The 21,723-nt window shown below is 60.1% G+C and carries 21 protein-coding genes; 14 read left to right on the top strand and 7 right to left on the bottom strand.

Going from position 1 to position 21,723, the window contains the following annotated elements; genetic code table 11:
- Positions 1–14 precede the first annotated feature (14 nt).
- The 3 genes from ACR0IP_RS00225 to mdoH are packed head-to-tail and all read left to right on the top strand — an operon-like array spanning position 15 to position 4,596.
- On the top strand, positions 15–1,235 hold the full coding sequence (locus ACR0IP_RS00225; protein WP_170374205.1) for an OpgC domain-containing protein: 1,221 nt from the start codon (positions 15–17) through the stop codon (positions 1,233–1,235).
- Positions 1,232–2,731: a glucan biosynthesis protein G gene (locus ACR0IP_RS00220; protein ID WP_170374207.1), complete on the top strand. Its 1,500-nt coding sequence runs from the start codon at positions 1,232–1,234 to the stop codon at positions 2,729–2,731. The genes ACR0IP_RS00225 and ACR0IP_RS00220 overlap by 4 nt, the downstream gene beginning before the upstream one ends.
- A complete protein-coding gene (gene mdoH / locus ACR0IP_RS00215) occupies positions 2,728–4,596 on the top strand; it encodes a glucans biosynthesis glucosyltransferase MdoH (RefSeq protein ID WP_480523149.1) in 1,869 nt (622 codons plus the stop codon). Before ACR0IP_RS00220 ends, mdoH begins: the two co-directional genes overlap by 4 nt.
- Here mdoH and ACR0IP_RS00210 read toward each other — a convergent pair whose 3' ends face one another.
- Together ACR0IP_RS00210 and ACR0IP_RS00205 are read right to left on the bottom strand one after the other, a co-directional pair.
- Positions 4,597–5,421, bottom strand: a complete 825-nt coding sequence (locus ACR0IP_RS00210) for an alpha/beta fold hydrolase (protein WP_170688950.1) — start codon at positions 5,419–5,421, stop codon at positions 4,597–4,599.
- Entirely contained in the window at positions 5,421–5,891 is a 471-nt protein-coding gene (locus tag ACR0IP_RS00205; RefSeq protein WP_170688951.1) for a rhodanese-like domain-containing protein, read from the bottom strand. The genes ACR0IP_RS00210 and ACR0IP_RS00205 overlap by 1 nt, the downstream gene beginning before the upstream one ends.
- 218 nt (positions 5,892–6,109) lie before the next feature.
- On the opposite strand from ACR0IP_RS00205, the gene ACR0IP_RS00200 reads away from it, so the two are divergent.
- Genes ACR0IP_RS00200 through selD form a run of 7 tightly spaced genes read left to right on the top strand, consistent with a single transcriptional unit; the run spans position 6,110 to position 14,193 of the window.
- Entirely contained in the window at positions 6,110–8,980 is a 2,871-nt protein-coding gene (locus tag ACR0IP_RS00200; RefSeq protein WP_480523147.1) for a monovalent cation/H+ antiporter subunit A, read from the top strand.
- On the top strand, positions 8,980–9,339 hold the full coding sequence (locus ACR0IP_RS00195; RefSeq protein WP_170374216.1) for a Na+/H+ antiporter subunit C: 360 nt from the start codon (positions 8,980–8,982) through the stop codon (positions 9,337–9,339). Before ACR0IP_RS00200 ends, ACR0IP_RS00195 begins: the two co-directional genes overlap by 1 nt.
- A complete protein-coding gene (locus ACR0IP_RS00190; RefSeq protein ID WP_170660272.1) occupies positions 9,336–10,871 on the top strand; it encodes a monovalent cation/H+ antiporter subunit D in 1,536 nt (511 codons plus the stop codon). Before ACR0IP_RS00195 ends, ACR0IP_RS00190 begins: the two co-directional genes overlap by 4 nt.
- Positions 10,871–11,368 (top strand): Na+/H+ antiporter subunit E, encoded by a 498-nt coding sequence (locus ACR0IP_RS00185; protein ID WP_170467657.1) that lies wholly within the window; start codon positions 10,871–10,873, stop codon positions 11,366–11,368. The genes ACR0IP_RS00190 and ACR0IP_RS00185 overlap by 1 nt, the downstream gene beginning before the upstream one ends.
- Positions 11,365–11,634, top strand: coding sequence for a K+/H+ antiporter subunit F (locus ACR0IP_RS00180; protein WP_152457439.1), 270 nt, complete (start codon positions 11,365–11,367; stop codon positions 11,632–11,634). Before ACR0IP_RS00185 ends, ACR0IP_RS00180 begins: the two co-directional genes overlap by 4 nt.
- Positions 11,635–11,641: 7 nt before the next feature.
- Positions 11,642–12,028: a Na+/H+ antiporter subunit G gene (locus tag ACR0IP_RS00175; RefSeq protein ID WP_170374220.1), complete on the top strand. Its 387-nt coding sequence runs from the start codon at positions 11,642–11,644 to the stop codon at positions 12,026–12,028.
- Positions 12,029–12,033: 5 nt separating this feature from the next.
- Positions 12,034–14,193 carry a selenide, water dikinase SelD gene (gene selD / locus ACR0IP_RS00170; RefSeq protein WP_480523144.1) on the top strand — a complete coding sequence of 720 codons (2,160 nt, stop codon included), beginning with the start codon at positions 12,034–12,036 and terminating at the stop codon, positions 14,191–14,193.
- On the opposite strand, the gene mnmH is transcribed toward selD, so the two are convergent.
- The 3 genes from mnmH to ACR0IP_RS00155 form a co-directional block, all read right to left on the bottom strand.
- Positions 14,184–15,236 (bottom strand): tRNA 2-selenouridine(34) synthase MnmH, encoded by a 1,053-nt coding sequence (mnmH, locus tag ACR0IP_RS00165; RefSeq protein WP_480523142.1) that lies wholly within the window; start codon positions 15,234–15,236, stop codon positions 14,184–14,186. The two genes, selD and mnmH, sit on opposite strands and share 10 nt — an antisense overlap.
- Positions 15,237–15,283: 47 nt before the next feature.
- Positions 15,284–15,949 (bottom strand): SOS response-associated peptidase, encoded by a 666-nt coding sequence (locus ACR0IP_RS00160; RefSeq protein WP_170688996.1) that lies wholly within the window; start codon positions 15,947–15,949, stop codon positions 15,284–15,286.
- Positions 15,950–16,037: 88 nt separating this feature from the next.
- Positions 16,038–17,621: a bifunctional metallophosphatase/5'-nucleotidase gene (locus tag ACR0IP_RS00155; RefSeq protein ID WP_170641028.1), complete on the bottom strand. Its 1,584-nt coding sequence runs from the start codon at positions 17,619–17,621 to the stop codon at positions 16,038–16,040.
- 108 nt (positions 17,622–17,729) lie between these two features.
- Here ACR0IP_RS00155 and ACR0IP_RS00150 point away from each other — a divergent pair, with 108 nt between their 5' ends.
- Genes ACR0IP_RS00150 through arsC form a run of 4 tightly spaced genes read left to right on the top strand, consistent with a single transcriptional unit; the run spans position 17,730 to position 19,889 of the window.
- Positions 17,730–18,068 carry a DUF952 domain-containing protein gene (locus ACR0IP_RS00150; protein WP_170688957.1) on the top strand — a complete coding sequence of 113 codons (339 nt, stop codon included), beginning with the start codon at positions 17,730–17,732 and terminating at the stop codon, positions 18,066–18,068.
- Positions 18,065–18,496, top strand: coding sequence for a DUF1330 domain-containing protein (locus tag ACR0IP_RS00145; RefSeq protein WP_480523140.1), 432 nt, complete (start codon positions 18,065–18,067; stop codon positions 18,494–18,496). Before ACR0IP_RS00150 ends, ACR0IP_RS00145 begins: the two co-directional genes overlap by 4 nt.
- Positions 18,493–19,551, top strand: coding sequence for a quinone-dependent dihydroorotate dehydrogenase (locus ACR0IP_RS00140; RefSeq protein ID WP_480523138.1), 1,059 nt, complete (start codon positions 18,493–18,495; stop codon positions 19,549–19,551). Before ACR0IP_RS00145 ends, ACR0IP_RS00140 begins: the two co-directional genes overlap by 4 nt.
- On the top strand, positions 19,548–19,889 hold the full coding sequence (gene arsC, locus ACR0IP_RS00135) for an arsenate reductase (glutaredoxin) (RefSeq protein ID WP_480523136.1): 342 nt from the start codon (positions 19,548–19,550) through the stop codon (positions 19,887–19,889). Before ACR0IP_RS00140 ends, arsC begins: the two co-directional genes overlap by 4 nt.
- On the opposite strand, the gene ACR0IP_RS00130 is transcribed toward arsC, so the two are convergent.
- Both ACR0IP_RS00130 and ACR0IP_RS00125 read right to left on the bottom strand, forming a co-directional pair.
- On the bottom strand, positions 19,886–21,202 hold the full coding sequence (locus tag ACR0IP_RS00130; protein ID WP_480523134.1) for an MATE family efflux transporter: 1,317 nt from the start codon (positions 21,200–21,202) through the stop codon (positions 19,886–19,888). The genes arsC and ACR0IP_RS00130 overlap by 4 nt on opposite strands.
- Before the next feature lie 8 nt (positions 21,203–21,210).
- Positions 21,211–21,723: a PaaI family thioesterase gene (locus ACR0IP_RS00125; protein WP_170641038.1), complete on the bottom strand. Its 513-nt coding sequence runs from the start codon at positions 21,721–21,723 to the stop codon at positions 21,211–21,213.

The raw sequence follows: 21,723 nt of genomic DNA, 5'->3' as shown, positions 1-21,723 counted from the left end.
AGGACAGAAAACGTATGGCGACTGTTTCGCCCGCTTCTGATTTTGCGCCCGTTGCGGCCTCGGCCGCAGCGCCCACTGCGCGTGTGCGCGATCCGCGACTGGATTTCTATCGCGGCATCGCGATGTTCATCATCCTGATCGCCCATATCCCGAACGATCCTTGGGCCAAATGGATCCCGGCCCGTTTCGGGTTTTCGGACGCGACCGAGATCTTTGTGTTCTGCTCGGGCATGGCCTCGGCCATCGCCTTTGGCGGCGCCTTCCTGCGCAAAGGCTGGTGGATGGGGACGGCCCGCGTGGCGTTCCGCATCTGGCAGGTCTACTGGGCGCATATCTGTCTGTTCTTCTTTGTCGCCATGAGCATGGCCGCTCTGGACAATTCCGGCCTGTTTGAAAAAAGCTACGTATCGTCGCTGAACCTGCAGCATTTCTTCAATGACCCGCTGCCGCAAATGGTCGGGATTTTCACCCTGACCTATGTGCCGAACTACTTCGACATCCTGCCGATGTATCTGGTCGTTCTGGCGATGATGCCGCTCTACATGGCCCTTTACCGCGTCAGCTTTTGGCTGATGGCTGCTGTATCGGTCGCGATCTGGCTTGTCGCCCAGACCGGAGTGCTGGCCCTTCCGGCTGAGCCGTGGTCGGACCGTCAATGGTTCTTCAACCCATTCGGTTGGCAACTGCTGTTCTTCACTGGGTTCGCCTTTATGCGCGGCTGGCTTCCGGCGCCTCCGGTATCAAAAGCACTGATCTGGGCGGCCATTGCATTTCTGGTTCTGTCTGCGCCCTTCGGGTCGTGGAAGGTTTTCCTGTGGGTTCAATCCGCGGCCCCCGGTCTGGCCGAGCAAATCCGCGAACTTTGGCCTTTGACGAAAGAACTGCGTGGAAAAACCGAGTTCGGCCTGTTCCGCTACATCCACTTCCTGTCGCTGGCCTATCTGGGCTGGGTCGTTGCAGGTGAGCATGGTCACCGTCTGATCGCCACCGAGCACTCTCTGGGCGCGCGCATCTGGCAGGTGGTTCTGAAACTGATCACCAAAGTGGGGCAGCAATCCCTGGCGGTCTTTGTGTTCTCGATGGCCGCAGCCCGCCTGATCGGGGTCGCGCTGGATCAGACCGAGCGGGATGTTGCCAGTGTCTTTGTCGCCAACATGATTGGCTTTGCCATGATCATCGGGGTGGCCTATCTGGCCGCCTGGTTCAAATCTCAGCCATGGAAATCAAAGAAATGAATTTGACTCGCCGCGCATTTCTGGCCTCGACCTCCGCGCTGTTTCTGGCGCCGGCCACCTTTGCCTCGGGGTCAGAGGTTCCGTTCGACCGCAACGACGTGGTTGAACTGGCCCGAGAACTGGCCAGCCGCCCCTTTGCCGAGCGCGAGATGGTGCCGCAGGAATGGCAGGACCTGACTTATACGCAATACCGCTCGATCCGTTTCCGGCTGGACCGCGCCCTGTGGTACGAGACCGAGACCCCCTTTAACGTCGATTTCTTCACCCCCGGCTTGTATTTCCCGCGCACGGTCAAGGTTTCGACCGTCGAGAACGGGATGACCAAGCCGGTCGCTTTCGACCTTGAGATGTTCGACAAGGCCGAAGAGGTCCCGACCCTTCCAATCGACGAAACGCTTGGGTTCTCGGGCCTGCGGCTGCGCACAGAAATGCACCGCCCCGGCAAGACCGATGAGTTCTGCGTCTGGCAGGGTGCCAGCTATTTCCGCGCCATTGGTCTGCACGAGGTCTACGGCCTGTCCGCGCGCGGTCTGGCCCTGAAAACCGGCGATCCGGATGGTGAGGAATTCCCCGAATTCATCCGCTTTTGGCTGGAACGTCCCGAACCCGGTCACCGCAACATGGTTGTCCACGCCCTGATGGACAGCCCCAGCGTGACCGGTGCATACCGCTTTAACGTCACCGCCGGTGCCGATTGCATCATGGATGTCGAGGCCAGCCTCTTCCCCCGCGAAGAACTGCCACATGTGGGTATCGCACCCGGCACCTCGATGTTCCTATTCGATCAGACCAATCACAGCCGGTTCGACGATTTCCGCCCCGCTGTCCATGACAGTGACGGGCTGCTGATCCGCAACGGCGCGGGTGAGGTGATCTGGCGTCCCTTGGCGAACCCGACCCGTTTGCAAATCTCATCATTCGTGGACATGAACCCTCAGGGCTTTGGCCTGATGCAGCGCAAGCGCGAATTCTCGGACTACGCGGATCTTGAGGCGAACTATCATAAGCGTCCCAGCCTGTGGGTCGAGCCCGGCTCCGATTGGGGCAAGGGCTCGGTGACACTGGTCGAGATCCCAGCCGATCAGGAGATCTATGACAATATCGTCGCCTACTGGCGGCCCGCCGAGCCCTATGCCGCAGGCAGCCAGGTAGACCTGAGCTACCGCCTGATCTGGGGTGAGGAACCTCAGCGCACGCCGATGCCGCGGGTCATCAACACGGCGATGGGTGAGAACACCTTTGGCGAAGGCCGTCTGGCCGTGATCGACTTTGAGCCCAGCCCTCTGTTCGACGATCTGGAGGCAGTCAGCATTTTCGCGGATTCGCCTCATGCGGAAACCTCGGACGGTGTGTTGCAGCGCAACCCCGATACCGGCGGTGTGCGTCTGGCGTTCTCGTTCCAGCCGGGCGAACGAGACCATGTGGAGCTTCGCGCGCAATTGCTGGTCGGCAAGCAACCCGCCTCCGAAGTCTGGCTGTACCGTTGGACCGCATGAGCCGCGACCTGCATATCATGCCACCCGAGGCACCGCTGACAATGCCCGCTCAGGATTTCAGCGCAGGATTCCGGGATGCGCAGGTCCCCGCGGGTGCCCGCCCCTCTGCAGGGTTCTGGCGCGCACTGGCTTTATCGCCCGCAATGGCAGCCACATTGGGTTTGCTATGGGTCATGAGCGACTGGTTCGGCTCCGAAGGCATCAACCTTGTCGAAGCCATCCTTCTAACGTTGATCTCGTTCAACTTCTTCTGGATCTCATTCACCGTCTGCACCGTGCTACTAGGCATGATCTCTTTGTCCAGGCAAGAGCGCCCGGTCAGACAAGACCGCGCGCAACCGCTGCGGGTTGCCCTGCTGATGCCGACCTACAATGAGGTGCCGTGGTTCGTGCTGGGCAATGCCCGCACCATGCTGGAAGAACTGCGCGCCCGGGGCGGGCAGCATGAATACGCGATGTTCATCCTCTCGGACACCCGCGACCCGGACATTGCCGCGCAAGAACAAGCCAGTATTGAGGCTTTGCGCACCACGCTGGCCCCCGACCTGAAGCTCTACTACCGCCGTCGCGAACAGAATACTGACCGGAAAGTTGGCAATATCGCCGATTGGGTCAGCCGCTGGGGTGCGGATTGGGACGCTATGCTGGTGCTGGATGCCGACAGCCTGATGACGGGCCGCGCGATTGCTCGGCTGACTGATTCTTTGGCGCGTGATCCCAGCGCAGGCTTGATTCAAAGCTACCCGCAACTCATTGGCGCACAGTCCGTCTTTGCCCGGATGCAGCAATTCGCCAATGGCGTCTACGGCATCGCCTTTGCCGAAGGTCTGGCCCGCTGGTGTGGGCAAGAGGGCAACTATTGGGGCCACAACGCCATAATCCGCACCAAGGCTTTTGCTACCTGTGCCGGACTGCCCAAGCTTCGCGCCTTCAACGGGCAGGAAAAGCTGATCATGAGCCACGACTTTGTCGAGGCCGGTCTGCTGCGCCGTGCCGGGTGGGCCGTGCGGTTTCTGCCGCGCATTCGGGGTTCATACGAGGAAACGCCCCCCACCCTTATCGACCACGCCATGCGGGACCGCCGCTGGTGTCAGGGGAACCTGCAACATCTGAAACTGCTGGGCTCGCGCGGGTTTCGGTCCGTCTCGCGGTTTCACATGTTCCACGGGGCGGTCGGCTATTTGATGTCGCCTCTGTGGTTTGCGCTGTTGCTGATGTGGGCGTTGATTGGTCAGGGTGAGGACGCCTCGGTCCTGCATTATTTCAGCCCCGACAACCCCCTGTTCCCACAATGGCCGGAGATGTCTGAGACGCGCCATGTGCTGATCATTCTCGTCATGTATGCGATGCTGCTGGCCCCCAAGGTTCTGGGCGTTGCCGCCCTACCCCTCAGCGGTGTGCGCTATTCCGATTTCGGCGGCTGGCGGCGGTTCTTCACCTCGTTCCTTTTCGAGGTCATCCTGTCGATCCTCTACGCACCAATTCTGATGGTGCAGCAGATGATCGCCGTGTTCCGCACCGCATTGGGCATCCAGAAAGGCTGGTCTCCGCAGGCGCGTGACGGAGGTAGCTATTCCTTGCGTACGCTGGTCCTGTGCCACGCGCTGGAAACCGTCAGTGGCATAGCACTTAGCGTTGGTATTCTGGCCGGGCTGGTCTCGGTCTGGCTGGCCCCAATTGCGATCAGCCTTGCGCTGGCGATCCCGCTGTCGGCGCTCAGCGGTGTGTCGGCTGGTACCGCCCGCCGTATGGTCGGCATGCGTGAGGATTTTGCTGAGCCCGCCATCACCCGTTCGGCCCGTCGTCATCGGAATGAGTTGAAGCGCCTGATCGAGGGCAAGGGCAGCATGACCCCGGCGGAATAATCAACCGCCGGGCAATCCTTCGTACCAATCCAGGATCATATCCGCCCACCCGGTGGGCACCGTATGACCGCCGGGGAACAGCGCGAATTCCAGCGCGCTGCCCTCGGCACATCCCATCCAGTTGCGCCGCATGAACTGGCCCGTGGTCGAGAACCCGCTGGGCTTGGTATCAACACAGCCATTAGCCTCGCGCCAGATCTCAAGACCGGCAAAGATATCGCCTTGATGGAAACGGCCACCGCCCAGCAAACGCCCCTCGAGCGGAACGACATTGTCGATCCAGCCATGGGTGTGAAACATGCGGATCGGTCCGGCGCAGGATTCGGGATGCGGACGCCAGAAGCCACCCGAGACGGGGACATAGGCCGAGAAGGTCTCGGGCGCGTCGCAGGCGAGGTAATTCACCATGAAGCCGCCGGCGGAAAACCCTCCTAGAACAACGCGTTCACCGTCAATGCCAAACCGCTCAGCGGCGTCATCCACCGCTTCGCTGAGAAAGGCCGTTTCGTCACGCTCGCCAAAGCCGGGATAGAAGTTCCAGCTTTGAATGCCGCCTCGGTCCGGCCGCTCCAACCCCTCCGGCGCCATCACCGCATAGCCGCGCGCCAGCAGTGGCTCGACCATGCTGCGATTGTTCATCGTTCCTGAGCCGCTGCCTCCGTAGCCATGCAGAAACACGACCAGTGGCGGGTTTTCGGCTTCGGGCAGCTCGATGTGATACGCGCCCGAGGCGATCTCGCAGGTACCTTCATCCGGGCCACAATCGGCCAAGGTTGGTTGCGCCGCTGCGGCCAGACAGAAAGATAGCCAGTATTTGTATTTCATCACGCTCCCTCGACAAAGGTCTCAACCGGCAGACCGGCCCGCACCCATCCTGGTCCGGCGGCCGAGCCCAACATACCCTCAGGCACGTCAATGATATTGGTAAACCCGGCTGCGGTCAGTTGATTGCTCAACCGTGCCGAACGGACCCCACGCGCGCAGATCAGAGCCACAGGGGCGGACTTGTCACCGCCAGCCATTTGCACAAGGGCCGGAATAAAATCCTCGCGCCGCATGTCCAGAGGCTGCGCCCCCTGTCCGACGCCTGTGGCCCTCCATTCCCGAGGTGTGCGGATATCCACCAGCAACACGTCCCCAGCGACGGCCTTCTTATGCGCCTGCGTTACCTCCAGCTGGCCACCCGAGTAATCCTGCGGGATCAGGCTGTACTCACGAATGGCAAATCCTGCGGCAATAGCGCCTGCCCCGCCCATCAAAACCCACCGTCGCGTTCGGCTTTTCCCGTCTGCCATATGGCGTTCTCCTGCACTCATGGCTTGGTTCTATCACAAGGGTTGCAATCGCGCCCCGGGGAATTCCGGCAGCAGGATCAAGTTCGCGTCATTATCACGCAGAAAGATAGGTTCGATATACACCTTTTAACATCTGTCAAAACCTTGCAATTTTTGGACAATCATTAAATTATCCTACAAAATCTGTCATATTGACCGCCCAGACCGGAGTATCGCACTTGTCCCTATTCCTCATCGCGGCCCTTCCCTTCCTCGGAGCTGTTTTCCCAGCCCTCCTGATACGGGCGGGACGAAATGCAGCCGCCTCGGCCGCAGGGTTGACCACTTTCCTCGCCTTGATGGGGTTGCTGATCCATATCCCCAGCGTGATGCGCGGCGATGTCGTGACAGCGCGGTTTGACTGGATACCGGGGCTGGGGCTGAACGCGAATTTCATGCTGGACGGGCTTGGTTTTCTGTTTGCCCTGCTGATCCTCGGCATCGGCCTGCTGATCATCCTGTATGCGCGGTTCTACCTGTCGCGCGAAGACCCGATGGGGCAGTTCTACACTTATCTGCTGCTGTTCCAGGGCGCTATGGTTGGGATTGTTCTGTCCGATAACATCCTGCTTTTGCTCATTTTCTGGGAGCTGACCTCACTCAGTTCATTCCTGCTGATCGGCTATTGGAAACACCTACCCGAAGGCCGACAAGGCGCCCGCATGGCACTGGCCGTTACCGGAGGCGGTGGCTTGGCGATGATTGCCGGGATGCTGATTTTGGGGAATATCGTCGGGTCCTATGACCTCAGCGTGATTTTGCAGAACAAAGAGCTGATCCAGGCCTCGCCCTACTATCTGCCCGCGCTGATCCTGATCCTGCTGGGCTGTTTTACCAAATCGGCGCAGTTCCCGTTCCATTTCTGGCTGCCTCACGCCATGGCCGCCCCGACGCCGGTTTCGGCCTATCTGCACTCGGCCACCATGGTGAAGGCCGGGCTGTTCCTGATGGCGCGGATGTGGCCGGTTCTGGCGGGGACAGAGGCGTGGTTCTATATCGTCGCAACAACCGGTCTGGTGACCATGTTGCTGGGGGCCGTGATCGCCCTGTTCAAGGACGATCTGAAGGCTCTGCTGGCGTTCTCAACGGTGTCGCATCTGGGTTTGATCACAATGCTGCTGGGCTTTGGCACCAAGTTTGCAGCCGTGGCCGCCGTGTTCCACATCATCAACCACGCGACGTTCAAAGCCGCGCTGTTCATGACCGCCGGGATCGTGGATCACGAAACCGGAACGCGCGATGTCAAACGGCTGGGCGGCTTGCGTCATCTGATGCCGATCACCTTCACCATTGGCACCATCGCAGCTTTGTCCATGGCTGGTCTGCCTCCGCTGAACGGCTTTTTGTCAAAAGAGATGATGCTGGAGGAAACCGTCCACACCACTTGGCTGAACTCTCACTATCTGGTGCCGGGTCTGGCCCTGCTGGCAGCGCTGTTCTCGGCAGCCTATTCCTTCCGTTTTGTCAGCCATGTCTTTCTTGGGCCAAAGCGTGAGGACTACCCGGCCCATCCGCATGACCCTCCGGTCGGGCTGTGGCTAGCACCCGCGTTTATGGTCGTTTTGGTCGTACTGATCGGCCTGTATTCGGCGGCCATCGTCGGCCCGCTGGTGGCCGTCGTATCCAGCGCCGTGATCGGTGGCGAGAAGCTGCCGTATTACTCACTGAAACTGTGGCACGGCTTTACGCCTGCGCTGTATATGTCCGTTGTCGCCACGCTGGGCGGTCTGTTCCTGATGTCGCAACACAAACGCGCGCAGCAGCTTTGGAACACCCTGCCCCGGCCTGAGGCCAAGGTGATTTTCGAGGCCGTGATCCACGCCTTCACCCGCCTCAGTCAGTGGATCACGGATGAACTGCACAATGGTGTCCTCAGCCGATATGCGATAATCTTTGTCGCCTTTACCGTCGGGCTTGGCTACTACGCCTATTCCACCGGGACGATCGGAGTTGAAACCCGCGTGCCGCTGCCCGCACAGATCATTCCGATCGTCGGCTGGATCTGTCTGGTGGGCGCAACGCTGGGCATCATGTGGTTCCACCGTAACCGTTTGCTATCGTTGGTTCTGATCGGTGTAGTCGGTCTGATCGTTTCGGTTGCGTTCAACTACCTCTCAGCCCCTGATCTGGCACTGACCCAGATCTCGGTCGAGGTGGTGACGATGATCCTGTTGCTGCTGTCGCTGAACTTCCTGCCGACCGAAACCCCATGGGATAGCACCGCCGCGCGGCGCTGGCGGGATGCTGCGATCTCGGTTGTGGCCGGGCTTGGAACCGGGGCGCTGGTCTATGCGATTATGCTGCGCGATTTCGCCTTTCCGACCATTTCCGAGTTCCACCTCGCCAACTCGTACAAGGGCGGCGGCGGCACCAACGTGGTGAACGTCATCCTTGTGGATTTCCGGGGCTTTGATACCTTTGGCGAGATCATCGTTCTGGGCATTGCCGCGCTGATCATCTTTGCCCTGACCGAAGCGGTCCTGAGCAGCAATGTCCGAGGCTACCTGCTGAACCGCAAGCCGCACTGGCCGCAATCGGGCGACTCGCATCCGCTGATGATGGTTGTGGTGACCCGCGTGATGATGCCGATTGCCCTGATGGTGGGTGCCTACATCTTCTTCCGTGGCCACAACCAGCCCGGAGGCGGCTTTATCGCCGGCCTGATCGTCGCCATCGCCTATCTGATGCAATACATGGCCAGTGGCTACACCTGGGCGATCGAACGGCAGAGGTTCTACTATCACGGCACCATCGGCTGGGGCGTGCTGATCGCCGCCGCCACCGGTCTAGGTGCTTGGTTCAATGAACGCCCCTTCCTGACCAGCGATTTCGGCTACATCAACTGGCCACCGCTGGAAGAATTCGAATGGGCCACCGCCATGTTGTTCGACACCGGAGTATTCCTCGCTGTTCTAGGCGCGGTGATGCTGGCGCTGGATAGCCTGTCCCGCTTTGCGTGGCAGCCGGGTATGGCGCAGGAGTTCCCGATGGATATCAACCCGCTGCGGGATGCTCCGCCGGAAGAAGAACAAGAGAAGGAGCAGGCCTGATGGAAGCGCTCGTTGCCTCTGCCGTAGGTATTCTGACCGCCGCCGGGATTTTCCTGATCCTGCGTCGCCGGACATTCCCGGTCATTCTTGGCCTGTCGCTGATCACCTATGCGGTGAATGTGTTCCTGTTCGCAACCGGACGTCTGGCGCTGAATTCGCCTGCCGTTCTGAACAAATACGAAGACGTCCCTTATACCGATCCGCTGCCGCAGGCACTCGTGCTGACGGCCATCGTGATCTCGTTTGGGATGACGGCGGTGATCGTGATGATCTCGCTCTCGGCCTATCTGTCCTCGAAGGATGACCATATCGACATGAGCCCGCATGACAGTGTGGACGCGCCGGGAGAAGACGCATGAACCATTGGATCGTTGCGCCGATCGTCCTTCCTGCGATCCTAGCCCCATTCATCATCATGGTCCTGCGCTATCACCTCGACCTGCAGCGCATTTTCTCGGTCGCGGGGGTTGTTGCCCTTCTGGGCATTGCCCTGACCATCACCGCGCAGGCCGCGGGAGGCGACATTCAGGTCTATGAACTGGGCAACTGGCCCGCCCCCTTCGGGATTGTCATGGTGCTGGACCGGCTTTCAGCCATGATGGTTCTGCTGACCGCCCTTCTGGCCCTCCCCATTGTGCTCTACGCCATCGGTTCGGGTTGGGACGAGCGTGGCAAGCATTTTCACGCACTGTTTCATTTCCAGCTTATGGGCGTATGCGGGGCCTTCCTGACCGGCGACGCCTTCAACCTGTTTGTGTTCTTCGAAGTCCTGCTGATCGCCTCCTACGGTCTGATGACCCATGGTGGCGGTGCGGTCAGGCTGAAGGCTGGCGTGCAATACGTGGCCTATAATCTATTGGGGTCGACCCTGTTCCTGTTCGCCCTGGGCACACTCTATGGTGTGACTGGCACGCTCAACATGGCCGACATTGCGCTCCGGGTGGCCGAGATACCGCCCGAGGATACCGCTTTGCTGCGGGTTGGTGCTGTGTTGCTGTTATTGGTGTTCTGTATCAAGGCCGCCGTTCTGCCGTTGCATTTCTGGCTACCGGCCAGCTACGCCAACGCTCCCCTACCCGTGGCGGCCTTGTTCGCGATTATGACCAAGGTTGGGGCGTATTCGATCATCCGGATGTACACTCTGGCCTTCGGCCCGGAGGTCGAGGCAACGCAAGGTCTGGTCGGCAATTGGCTGCAACCTGCTGCGCTGGTCACCCTTGCCGTCGGAGCTATCGGCATCCTCGGCTCGCAACATATCGCGCGGATGGTCGCCTTTTGTGCCATCGCCTCGATGGGGACGCTGCTGATTGCCATTTCACTGTTCACGCCGGATGCCAGTGCAGCCGCGCTCTACTACGTGTTCCATTCGACGCTTGCGACGGCCCTGTTGTTCCTTGTCGCCGATCTGGTGATGGAACGCCGCGGTGGTGCGATCGCGCCCACGAGACCAATGGCGCAGACCGGATTGATCTCAGCGCTGTTTTTCGTCGGAGCGATTGCCATGGCCGGGATGCCTCCGCTGTCCGGCTTTATCGGCAAGCTGCTGGTTCTGGACGCGGCCCGGGATGCACCCGACGCAACCTCTGTCTGGGCGGTCATCCTGATCGGATCCTTTGTCACAATCGTTGGTCTCGCACGGACCGGCACGTTGATCTTCTGGAAAAGCCACGACGCGGACCATAACCCTCAGCCCGAGGGGGAAGACGCCGAGCCTCAACCCACCCCTGAACCGCACCCGGGTCTGGCGTTTACATCGGTCTTCGGTTTGGTCAGCGGTCTGATCCTGCTGACCTTGTTTGCAGGCCCCGCGCTAGAATACACCAGCAAAACCGCCGAGCAACTGTTCACACCCGAAGACTACATCTCGGCCGTATTGGGAGAGGCAGAATGATCAAGCTGCTACACCGTATATTCCCGCACCCTCACCTGAGCTTTCTGCTGACACTGGTCTGGGTTCTGCTTGCCAATAACGGGTCGTTAAACTCGCTCGTTTTTGGTTTGATTCTAGGGATCATCATTCCCTTCATCACCCAACCCTATTGGCCAGATCGCCCCAAACTGCGCAACTGGCCCATGGTAGCGGAATACATCCTGGTGGTGCTCTGGGACATCGTTATCGCAAATATCACCGTCGCCCGGATCATCCTGTTCAAACGCGACGACGCTCGCCAACCAAACTGGATCTGCGTCCCGCTTGAACTGCGCACACCCGAGGCAATCACCGTACTGGCCGGGACAATCACCATGACGCCCGGAACGGTCAGCTGTGATCTGTCGGCGCAAGGGCACAACCTTCTGGTCCATTGCCTCGATGCACCTGACCCCGAGGCCGTGCGCGATCAGATCAAACAGCGCTACGAACGCCGCCTGAAGGAGATTTTCGAATGATTGATTATGCGATCTACTTCGCCTTCGCCTGCTTCGGAGCCGCAATCATGATGTGCCTGTGGCGGATCATCACCGCCGATGGTGTCGGCACCCGCGTTCTGGCGCTGGACACGATGGTGATCAACACCATCGCGCTGATGATCCTGTACGGGCTGGATCAAGGCACCGAGATCTTCTTCGAGGCTGCCATGATCATCGCCATGCTGGGTTTTGTTTCAACAGTGGCCTATGCGCGCTTCATGCTGCGCGGCAACATTATCGAGTGAGGGCGACATGACATTTCTCGTCGAATTGCTGATTGCCGCCTTCCTGATCATGTCGGGTATCTTCGGCTTCGTTGGATCGTTTGGGATGATCAAACTGAAAGACCCGATGTCGCGCCTGCACGCGCCGACCAAAGCGACAACGCTGGGTGTAGGCGGCGTGCTGCTGGCCTCGATTGCACATTCCGTGTTGCTTGAGGGCAAGCTATCGATGCATGAGCTGCTGATCACGCTGTTTTTGTTCCTGACGGCCCCGATCACGGCCCTGTTCATTGCCAAATGGCACATTCATCGTCATGAAAAGCCGCAGGATCTGCCGGATGCAGGTGAGGATGAGCTTTGGGCCACTCACGCGGTCGAGCAGGTTGAAGACGTCCCTGATCACAGCACGAACTGAGCCTGATGCATAACCCTCCGCTGCCCCTGACCCGTGATCTGGTTTTGATTGGCGGAGGTCACACCCACGCTTTGTTGCTGCGCAAATGGGGCATGAACCCTCTGCCCGGCGCGCGCGTAACGGTGATCAACCCCGGCCCGACTGCGCCCTATTCTGGGATGCTGCCCGGCTTTGTCGCCGGTCACTACTCCCGCTCTGATCTGGACATTGATTTGGTCCGTCTGGCCCGTTTCGCGGGCGCGCGGGTCATTCTGGGCGCGGTTGATGAGATCGACACCGACCAGCGCCATGTGCATGTGCCGGGACGGCCTCCGGTGGCATTCGATGTCGCCTCGGTCAACGTCGGGATCACCTCGGACATGCCCGCCCTGCCAGGTTTTGCAGACCATGCCGTTCCGGCCAAACCCTTGGGCGTCTTTGCCGCGCGTTGGTCTGCATATCTGGACAGCACCGGCCCAGCCTTGGTGGCCGTGATAGGCGGAGGCGTCGCTGGGGTCGAGCTGGCGATGGCCATGGCCCATGCGCTGAAAACCAAAGGCAGACCCGCGCGGATCACGCTGATCGACGATTCCTCGGCCCTGACAGCAACCCGCCCCAAGGCCGCGGCGACGATCCGCAAGGCTATGGCCGGTCTTGGCATCGACGTGCTCGAAGGAGTTTCGATCAAAGAGATCGCTGCAGATCATGTTGCACTGGACGATGGCCGCCAGATCCCTGCCGAGTTTGTGACCGGCGCTGCAGGGGCGAGACCCTATGGCTGGATCCAGCACACCGGGCTGGACCTGCACGAGGGTTTCATCCGCGTTAACGGCCAGCTGCAATCCAGCGACCCCGCCATCTTTGCCGCCGGAGACTGCGCCCACCTGACCGAGAATCCGCGCCCCAAGGCGGGCGTCTACGCGGTGCGCGAGGCGCCAGTGCTGTTCAACAACCTGCGCGCATCGCTGGGGGCTGGGACCACGCAGCGCTATGTCCCGCAGAAGGACTATCTCAAGCTGATCTCATTGGGCGGAAAATCTGCATTGGCCGAGCGTCTGGGCACGTCGTTCAGCGGTGCCCTGATGTGGCGATGGAAGGACCAAATTGACCAGAGCTTCATGAACAAGTTCCGCGATCTTCCTACCATGGCGACCCCAGCCCTCCCGCGTGCCCACGCCGCCGGTATGACCGAAGCGCTTGGTGAGAAACCCATGTGCGGCGGCTGCGGGGCGAAACTCGGTCGCGGCGCGCTGCGCGGCGCGCTGTCCGCGCTGCCTGAGCCATCGCGTCAAGACGTGACTGCGCTGCCCGGAGACGACGCGGCGCTGCTGACAACCGGGAATGCGCGGCAGGTATTGACCACAGACCATCTGCGCAGTGTCACCGATGACCCTGTCCTGATGACCCGTATCGCTGCGGTTCATGCGTTGGGGGACATTTGGGCGATGGGGGCCGCGCCGCAGGCTGCAACGGCCACTCTCATCCTGCCGCGCATGTCCTCTGACCTGCAAGAACGGACGCTTTCCGAGATCATGCAAACCGCCAGCGACGTCATGCGAGACGCCGGAGCCGAGATCGTCGGCGGCCACAGCTCAATGGGCGATGAGATGACGATTGGCTTCACGGTGACCGGACTATGCGCGAAAGACCCAATCACTCTGGCGGGCGGCAGGCCCGGCGATGTGCTTATCCTGACCAAACCCATCGGCAGTGGCGTTATGATGGCTGCAGAAATGGCCGGACGGGCCGAGGGCGCAACGGTCGCGCAAGCCTATGAGATGATGACCCAACCGCAAGGCGCAGCGTCGCGCATTCTGGCAGAGGCCCACGCGATGACCGACGTCACAGGGTTCGGCTTGGCCGGGCACTTGAACGGGTTGTGCGAGGCTTCAGATTGCGGAGCGGTGCTTGATCTTGAGGCCGTCCCCGTGATGCCCGGAGCCATCGAGCTGAGCGACGCCGGCATCCAATCGACCCTTTTTGCAGATAACCGTTCTATCTCGCCCGAGCTGCCCATGGACGGCAAAGCGGCGCTGTTGTTCGACCCACAAACAGCGGGCGGACTGCTGGCTGCGGTAGCACCCGAGATCGCCGACAAATTGCTAGAGGATCTGCGAGCGACGGGTTACCCGGCCGCGCGGATCGGGCATTTGACCGGCACTCCGGGGTTAAAGCTTCAAAGCTGATCCAGCGTATTTTTGATGCGATCCGCCGCACCCCTCAAGCCATTGTCATCCAACTGTGCGATATTGATCCGCACCAAAGTCTTGGCCGGGTGTTGACGCTGGGATTTGGCGTAGGCCGGATCATAGTGCTGCTCCATCAACGCACGCGTCAAAGCCTGTTTGTCGCCCGACGAGATGAGGCTCAACCACCCGTCCACGACCTCATGCCCGCGATGAGATCGCAGTGGAGACAAACGATCCCGAAGACGCTCGGTATCCGACAGGATATCGTCATAGGCCTGGGTCAGGTAAGCCGACCGGGCGGACAAAGGCGCGTCGATATGAATACGAGGCGCGGCGCACATCGCTGTCCAGACGCTGGGCGGCAGGATACGATCGCCTATTTTCGACGACTCCGCCTCGACCACCACAGGGCGAGATGGGTCTAGGGCGCAACAGGTGGCAGACAGAGCAGATTCGAAGGCTTTCTGACTGGGCTGCCCACCTGGCCTTTCGCCAAGCAGCGAGCCGCGATGGTTGGCTAGCCTCTCCAAATCAACCACTTGCACGCCGCGTTGATCCAGATGGTGCAACAACTCAGTCTTGGCGGTGCCAGTGTAGCCATCCAGCGCGATCAGTTGGAAGGGCAGCGGCTGGTCGTACAGGTAGGCCTTCACTAGCCGGCGATAGGTCCGATAACCTCCATCGACGACATCCGCCTGCCAGCCAATCTGCTGCAACGTCCATGTAAACGAGCCCGAGCGTTGCCCGCCGCGCCAGCAATAAACCAAGGGCCGCCAGTTCCCCTCATGATGGCTGAGGCGATGTTCGATATGGTTCGCTGCATTGCGAAACACCAGCGCCGCCCCTAGCTTTCGCGCCAGAAAAGGGCTTTTCTGTTTGTAAATCGTGCCGACCCGCGCGCGCTCTTCATTGTCCAGAACCGGCAGATTGATCGCCCCCGGCAGGTGGTCTTCGGCGAACTCTGCCGGGCTGCGGACGTCGATAACTGTATCGAACCCGTGCGCGTAGAGCTGCGGTAATTCTGTGAATTTCAGTGCCATACCAAGCGCACATCTCTTAGTCGCAAGTAAATGGAACGCATCTGCAGCTAGTCCTCGATGACTTCAATCAGGTCCGGGCCAGACGCCCGATTGGAGTTAACGGCGGGGTCGACACGATGAAACTCCAGCACATCTTCAGCGCCGGGTTGCATCAAACGCGCGGCACCTTTGCCTGCTTCTCCCAACCAAAGCGGCCAATCGTCGGATTCTAAGATTAATGGCATCCGATGGTGAATGGTCGACAGGTTCTGGTTCGCCTGGGTCGTCACGATGGCACAGGTGGATTGCCGTGCCTCTTCCGGCCCCCAATCCTGCCAAACTCCCGCAAAGGCGATGGGCGCACCGTCCTTGCGGTGGATGTACCACGGCAGGCGCGTGCCCTGCTGGGTCTTGGTCCATTCATAGAACCCTGTTGCCACGATCAGGCAGCGCCGCGATCGGCAGGCGTCGCGAAAAGCGGGTTTTTCAGCCAGTGTCTCGGCTCGTGCGTTGATCAACAAGGGGCCTGCATTTTCGGCCTTGTACCAATGGGGCAGAAAGCCCCAGCGCAGCGCATCCAAGCGACGGCCAGCATCTCCTGCACGAACGACGTGCACCTGATTGGTCGGGCAAACGTTATAGTTGGGCACGTCGGGCAAGGCATTGGCAGGGCGCGCGGCAAACAGCTGCGCCATCGCGTCATTGGGCAAAGTGATTGCAAACCGTCCGCACATCAGTCCGTTGTCCAATCCCGGATCATCGCGGGATGCGATTTCAGCCAAAAGAAAAAGCCGCACCCAAACGGGCACGGCTTTTCAGGTCTTATTTCTGCTTGATGCGACCATCCAGATAAGGCTGGTACGGCGCGTTTTCGGCCAGGTATTCCGCCGTCACATCCGCCAGATCCGGGCCGAAATCATAGGCATTCTTGTCGTCGCCTTCGAAGACGCTGTAGCCGTCACCACCGTTGCGCACGTAGTTATTGGTCACAACCAGATATGTGGCAGAGGGATCAATCGGAACGAAACCGTCACCATCGGCAACCATCACCTCGGTGATGCGCCCTTCATTCGGGGCGGCTGAGGGGTCCCATGTAAAGGTCAGGCCTGCGACCTGCGGGAAGCGGCCCTTGACCTCTTCGACTTGGCTTACGCCATTTTCCAGTGCGTCGATTACGCCCTGCCCGGTGATCTCAAAAGTCGACAGGGTGTTCTGGAACGGCAGAACCGTCAGGACTTCGCCCATGGTGACCTCGCCTTCGTCGATCGAGGCACGCAGACCGCCCGCATTCGCAATCGCGATCTGAGCGCCCTGATCCGCAACGCGGGCCAGCATGGCATCTGCAACCAGATTGCCCATCTCGCATTCCTGCACACGGCAGACATCGCGTGAGCCCTCGATGGTTGCAGCTGAGCTGGCGACAACGCGGCCCTTCATCTCTTCAATCGGGGCGCCCATTTCCGCAACTCGGACCGCGATGCCCTCGTCCGGTGTGACCGAGGCATCCAACAGAATCGGCTCACCTTCTGCCGAAATCAGATTGCCGTCGTCATCAAATGTCAGTGTGATTTCGCCCAGATATTTCGAATAGGCATAGGCCTGAACAACTGGAACTTCGCCCACCATCACCGGGTACGCGCCTGCCGCATCCTCATCCGTGTTGGACAGCAAGGTGTGCGAATGCCCACCGACAACCAGATCAAGGCCGGGCACCTGTTCGGCGATCTTGATATCCTGAGCCAGACCCACGTGGTTCAGCGCGATGATGATGTCCACACCTTCGGCTTCCAAAGCGGCCACATCCGCCTTCAGGCTTTCGACCTCATCCTGAAAAACGACGTCCTTACCCGGGCTGGACGTGTCCACAGTATCCGTGGCCAGGGCCGAGATGATGCCGATCTTCTGGCCACCCACCTCAAGCACCACGTGGTTTTGCACCTTGTCCTTCAGCTCAGCCGAAGACGACAGGTCCAGATTGCCCGAGATCACCGGAAAGCTGACCGCATCGATAAAGGCCGCGAGACCTTCAGGCCCGTCATCGAATTCGTGGTTGCCGACGGCCATCACGTCATAACCGATCGCTTCCATGAACTCGGCCTCGGCGGCACCTTTGTAGGTCGTGTAGAACAACGAGCCCTGAAACGGATCGCCCGCATCCAGCAAAAGTACATTCTCATCCGCCAGTTCGGCGCGCTTGGCGTCAACGGCTGTTTTCAGACGCGCCACACCGCCAAAACACTTCCCTTCGGCTTCATCTTCAGCATCGCAAGTGGAATCGTATTTGTTGATCGACTCGATCCGGCTGTGAATGTCGTTGGTGTGCAGAATGGTCAGCTTGTAGTCGGCAGCAGCGATGCCTGCACTTAGGCCGAGGATCGCGACCGACGTCAAAAGGCGGCTTACCATGTTGAAACTCCCTGTCATTGTTTTTCGGGATCGTGCGCTGATGCGGCGGAAGAGTCAAAGGGGGAAATCCGGCTTGATTCCACGGGCTATGCGGGGCATCAGACCCTCATGCTGATCTACAAGATATTCCGGGCCGAGGAATGGGCCGCGTTGCAGGCAAATGGCGCAACTGATGGCGCGCCAATTGATATCGCTGACGGGTTCGTCCATTTTTCGACAGCCGAACAGGCGGCGGAAACCGCGGCCAAACACTTTGCTGGGGTTGAAGGTCTGACACTGCTTGGCTGCGACGTTGACGCCATGGGCGACGACTTGAAATGGGAAGTTTCGCGCGGTGGGGCCTTGTTTCCACATCTCTACCGCCAAATCCGGCTCAGCGATGTGGTTTGGTCCCGCCCCCTGCCCTTCGATGGCCAAACTCACCAATTCCCGAGCGAGATGGTATGACCGCCTATATTGATCCCGATCGTGAACAGTTCGAAGCCTTCAAGGCATTGGATCGGGATCAACCTATCGAGATGCTGAACCTTATCAGGTTTCGCGCCAAGGCCAACTATCCGGTGGGCCACGCCTTGGCGGATCAGGGTTTGACAGGCGCCGAAGCCTATCGCCACTACGGGACTGAAACCGCCCCAATCATCGCCAGAATCGGTGCGTCAATCCTGTGGCGTGGGGCGTTTCAGACCACATTGATCGGACCGCAGGAAGAGGCTTGGGATGAAGTGTTCATCGCTCGCTATCCCACAGCCCATGCGTTTCTTGAGATGGTAACAGACTCGGTTTACCGGTCTGCGGTGGTTCACCGTCAGGCCGCAGTCGCAAACTCCCGCCTGATCCGCTGCGGCACCGCGCAAGGAGGCGCGTCTTTCGGATGAAACTGACCGAGAAACTGGGCCTCGCCGCCCTGCACCGCATGGACCCTGAAGCGGCCCATGGTCTGTCGATCAAGGCCTTGCAGGCCGGCCTGGCCCCAACGCCCGGACCGGTGACGTCATCGCGTCTACAGACCGAACTCGCAGGGCTGCGTCTGCCCAACCCCGTAGGCCTTGCCGCCGGGTTCGACAAGAACGGAGAGGTTCTGGCCCCTCTCTCCCGTGCCGGTTTCGGTTTCATCGAGGTCGGAGCGGTGACCCCGCGCCCGCAACCCGGCAACCCGAAACCCCGCCTGTTCCGCCTGACCGAAGACAAAGCCGCCATCAACCGCTTTGGCTTCAACAATGAAGGTATGGAGGTGATGGCCGAGCGGTTGGCCAACCGCCCCAAGGATGCGGTGATCGGCCTGAACCTCGGGGCCAACAAAGATAGCGATGACCGGCCCGGTGACTTTGCCAAAGTGCTGGCCCATTGCGCCGCGCATTTGGATTTCGCGACGGTCAATGTCTCCTCCCCAAACACCGAAAAACTGCGCGATCTTCAGGGCAAGGCGGCCCTTGGCGCTTTGTTGAGTGGTGTGATCGAAACGCGGGACGCTCTGCCGCGCCCTCTGCCCATTTTCCTGAAAATCGCACCTGACCTGACCGAGGATGAATTGCAGGACATCGCCGAAGTGGCCTCGGAAACGGGTGTGGATGCGGTTATCGCCACCAACACGACCCTGTCGCGCGACGGGCTGCGTAGCCCGCACAAAGACGAAAAAGGCGGCCTGTCCGGTGCGCCACTGTTTGAGAAGTCCACCCGCGTTTTGGCCCGCTTGAGCAAGCTGACCGATTGGAAAATCCCTCTGATCGGTGTGGGCGGCGTCAGCTCGGCGGAGCAGGCCTACGCCAAGATCTGCGCAGGCGCGTCGGCAGTGCAGTTTTACACCGCGATGGTCTATGGCGGCCTGTCCTTGGCCGCCGATATTGCGCAGGGTCTGGATGACCTTTTGGCCCGCGATGGGTTTGACACCGTGGCTCAGGCTGTGGGCAGCAAGCGAGAGGATTGGCTGTGATCGAATATTGGCACAACCCGCGTTGTTCAAAATCCCGCATGGGATTGGCTTTGCTAGAGGAGCGCGGTGCAGAGATCGAGGTTCGGAAATACCTTGAGAACGCTCCCTCGGTCGACGAATTGCGCGTTGCGCAATCTCTGCTGGACCTGCCAGCCATCAAGATGATGCGCACGGGCGAGAAACGGTTCAAGGAGCTGGGCCTGTCAAAGGACGCGCCGGATGCGGAGCTGATCCAAGCCATGGCGGACAACCCGATCCTGATCGAACGTCCTCTGGCCATCTCGGGCGGTAAAGCAGCAATTGGCCGCCCGCCCGAAAATCTGCTCACCCTGCTCTAGGCCACCTGAGCTTCAAGCTTCAGATAACGCCAACCCATCGTCACGCCGCGCGCAAGGTTCAGAACCATCAGCGCGGCCCACAGGCCATGGTTGCCGAACGCGGGCACCAGAATGAACAAAGCGACCACATAGATTGCCACTGATTGCAGCATCGCATTGCGCATGTCGCGGGTCCATGTGGCTCCGATGTAGATACCGTCGAACATCCAGCTTGCGACCCCGATGATCGGAGCCAAAGCCGCCCAGAACAGGAACGTGCGTCCCGCCTCGCGTACTTCGGAAGAGGTGGACATCAGATCAATCAGCGCGGGACCTGCAAAGAAGAAAACGGCGCTGAGAAGCACCGCGCCTCCGACACCCCACTGAGACGCCATGACCGAGGCGCGCCGTACTTGGTATCGGTCCCTTGCGCCAACCGCGCCTCCGACCAGCGCCTCGGCGGAAAAGGCGAATCCGTCTAGTGCAAAAGCGGTTATTTCAAGGAATTGTAGCAGCACTTGATTGGCCGCCAGATTGACGTCTCCCAAATCGGACCCGACGAACAGGAAGGTGGTGAAAGAGCCAGTCAGCAGAACCGAGCGGATCATGATGTCTCCGTTCACCTGCACCATCCGACGCAGCCGCGTGGCATCGAATATGCGTGGCCAGTCGCGCCAGATTTTCCCGGCAAACCCGTCCCGGCAAAGCCACAGACCCAATGCCAAACCGGTCCACTCTGCGATCAGGGTCGCAATCGCCACGCCCTCTACACCCCAGCCCAGCCCCAGAACGAACCACAGGTCCAGCACGATGTTCAGACCATTCATCCAAACCTGCAGCAGGAACACACCCCGTGTCCGTTCGACCGCGATCAGCCAGCCTGTGATCGCATAGAGGGCAATGGTTGCGGGTGCGCCCCAGATCCGAATCTCAAGGTACGACCGCGCGAGTGTTTCAACCTCGGGGCTGGCCGGGGATAGCCAGAATGCGCCACTGAAGATTGCGACCTGGGCAAAGATAAACACGAGGCCGGCCGCCCCGCCGAGCATCAACCCGCGAATGAGCAAGGCGCGCATCTCGGCGGTCTCTCCGGCCCCGCGTGCCTGCGCCGCAAGGCCCGTTGTGCCCATTCGAAGAAAGCCGAAAATCCAGTAGATCGCGGACAGGATCACCGCGCCCATGCCCACCGCGCCAATCGGAGCAGCCGCCCCCATCTGCCCCACAACGCCCGTATCCACGGCGCCAAGGATCGGCACAGTCGCGTTAGACAACACAATGGGAACCGCGATCTTCAGCACCCTTTTGTGAGTTATGGGTGCCGAGGCATCCTGCATGCTCAGCCCTAGTCGCGTGGCTGTTGCGGCATCAGGAAATGCCCCGTCGCCTGTGCAAACAGCTTGGCATGGTTGTCTTGCCACGCCTCAACCCGAACCGAGGCGTAACGCCGTCCGGCCCGGTTCACAAAGGCGCGCGCATAGGCGTCGCGCGGCAGGCCCGAGCGCAGGTAGTCTACCGTAAAGTCGATGGTTTTGGGAAAGCGGATCGATTCATCCGTGACAATCGCCTCGGCATCAATTTCACCACTTTCGATGTCCGAGAACATGTGCTCCCAGCTCAGCGTAATCACGGCAGTGACCTCAAGAAACGCCGCGGTAACGCCGCCATGAAGGGCTGGAAGAAACGGGTTGCCGATCAGTTTCTCGTCAAAGTTCAGCACGCCGGTCAGCTCATCCCCGCGCCGGTCGAAACTGATATTGAGGAACCGGATATAGGGCACGCCATCGACCAAAGCGCGCAAGGCGGCGTCGCGCCGTTGTTTGACCACTTGCATGGGTTCGGGACGGGAACGAGCCAT

It is taken from the genome of Ruegeria sp. AL11 (assembly GCF_056540865.1).
Note: the sequence above shows the minus strand (reverse complement) of the source record. Positions and strands in the feature narration are given on the sequence as shown.

Bases quoted from the DNA above. Each gene is read 5' to 3' on its own strand.
- ACR0IP_RS00225 (WP_170374205.1), top strand. From the start codon at position 15: ATGGCGACTGTTTCGCCCGCTTCTGATTTTGCGCCCGTTGCGGCCTCG.
- ACR0IP_RS00220 (WP_170374207.1), top strand. From the start codon at position 1,232: ATGAATTTGACTCGCCGCGCATTTCTGGCCTCGACCTCCGCGCTGTTT.
- mdoH (WP_480523149.1), top strand. From the start codon at position 2,728: ATGAGCCGCGACCTGCATATCATGCCACCCGAGGCACCGCTGACAATG.
- ACR0IP_RS00210 (WP_170688950.1), bottom strand. From the start codon at position 5,421: ATGAAATACAAATACTGGCTATCTTTCTGTCTGGCCGCAGCGGCGCAA.
- ACR0IP_RS00205 (WP_170688951.1), bottom strand. From the start codon at position 5,891: ATGGCAGACGGGAAAAGCCGAACGCGACGGTGGGTTTTGATGGGCGGG.
- ACR0IP_RS00195 (WP_170374216.1), top strand. From the start codon at position 8,980: ATGGAAGCGCTCGTTGCCTCTGCCGTAGGTATTCTGACCGCCGCCGGG.
- ACR0IP_RS00190 (WP_170660272.1), top strand. From the start codon at position 9,336: ATGAACCATTGGATCGTTGCGCCGATCGTCCTTCCTGCGATCCTAGCC.
- ACR0IP_RS00180 (WP_152457439.1), top strand. From the start codon at position 11,365: ATGATTGATTATGCGATCTACTTCGCCTTCGCCTGCTTCGGAGCCGCA.
- ACR0IP_RS00175 (WP_170374220.1), top strand. From the start codon at position 11,642: ATGACATTTCTCGTCGAATTGCTGATTGCCGCCTTCCTGATCATGTCG.
- selD (WP_480523144.1), top strand. From the start codon at position 12,034: ATGCATAACCCTCCGCTGCCCCTGACCCGTGATCTGGTTTTGATTGGC.
- mnmH (WP_480523142.1), bottom strand. From the start codon at position 15,236: ATGGCACTGAAATTCACAGAATTACCGCAGCTCTACGCGCACGGGTTC.
- ACR0IP_RS00160 (WP_170688996.1), bottom strand. From the start codon at position 15,949: ATGTGCGGACGGTTTGCAATCACTTTGCCCAATGACGCGATGGCGCAG.
- ACR0IP_RS00155 (WP_170641028.1), bottom strand. From the start codon at position 17,621: ATGGTAAGCCGCCTTTTGACGTCGGTCGCGATCCTCGGCCTAAGTGCA.
- ACR0IP_RS00150 (WP_170688957.1), top strand. From the start codon at position 17,730: ATGCTGATCTACAAGATATTCCGGGCCGAGGAATGGGCCGCGTTGCAG.
- ACR0IP_RS00145 (WP_480523140.1), top strand. From the start codon at position 18,065: ATGACCGCCTATATTGATCCCGATCGTGAACAGTTCGAAGCCTTCAAG.
- ACR0IP_RS00140 (WP_480523138.1), top strand. From the start codon at position 18,493: ATGAAACTGACCGAGAAACTGGGCCTCGCCGCCCTGCACCGCATGGAC.
- ACR0IP_RS00130 (WP_480523134.1), bottom strand. From the start codon at position 21,202: ATGCAGGATGCCTCGGCACCCATAACTCACAAAAGGGTGCTGAAGATC.
- ACR0IP_RS00125 (WP_170641038.1), bottom strand. From the start codon at position 21,723: ATGGCTCGTTCCCGTCCCGAACCCATGCAAGTGGTCAAACAACGGCGC.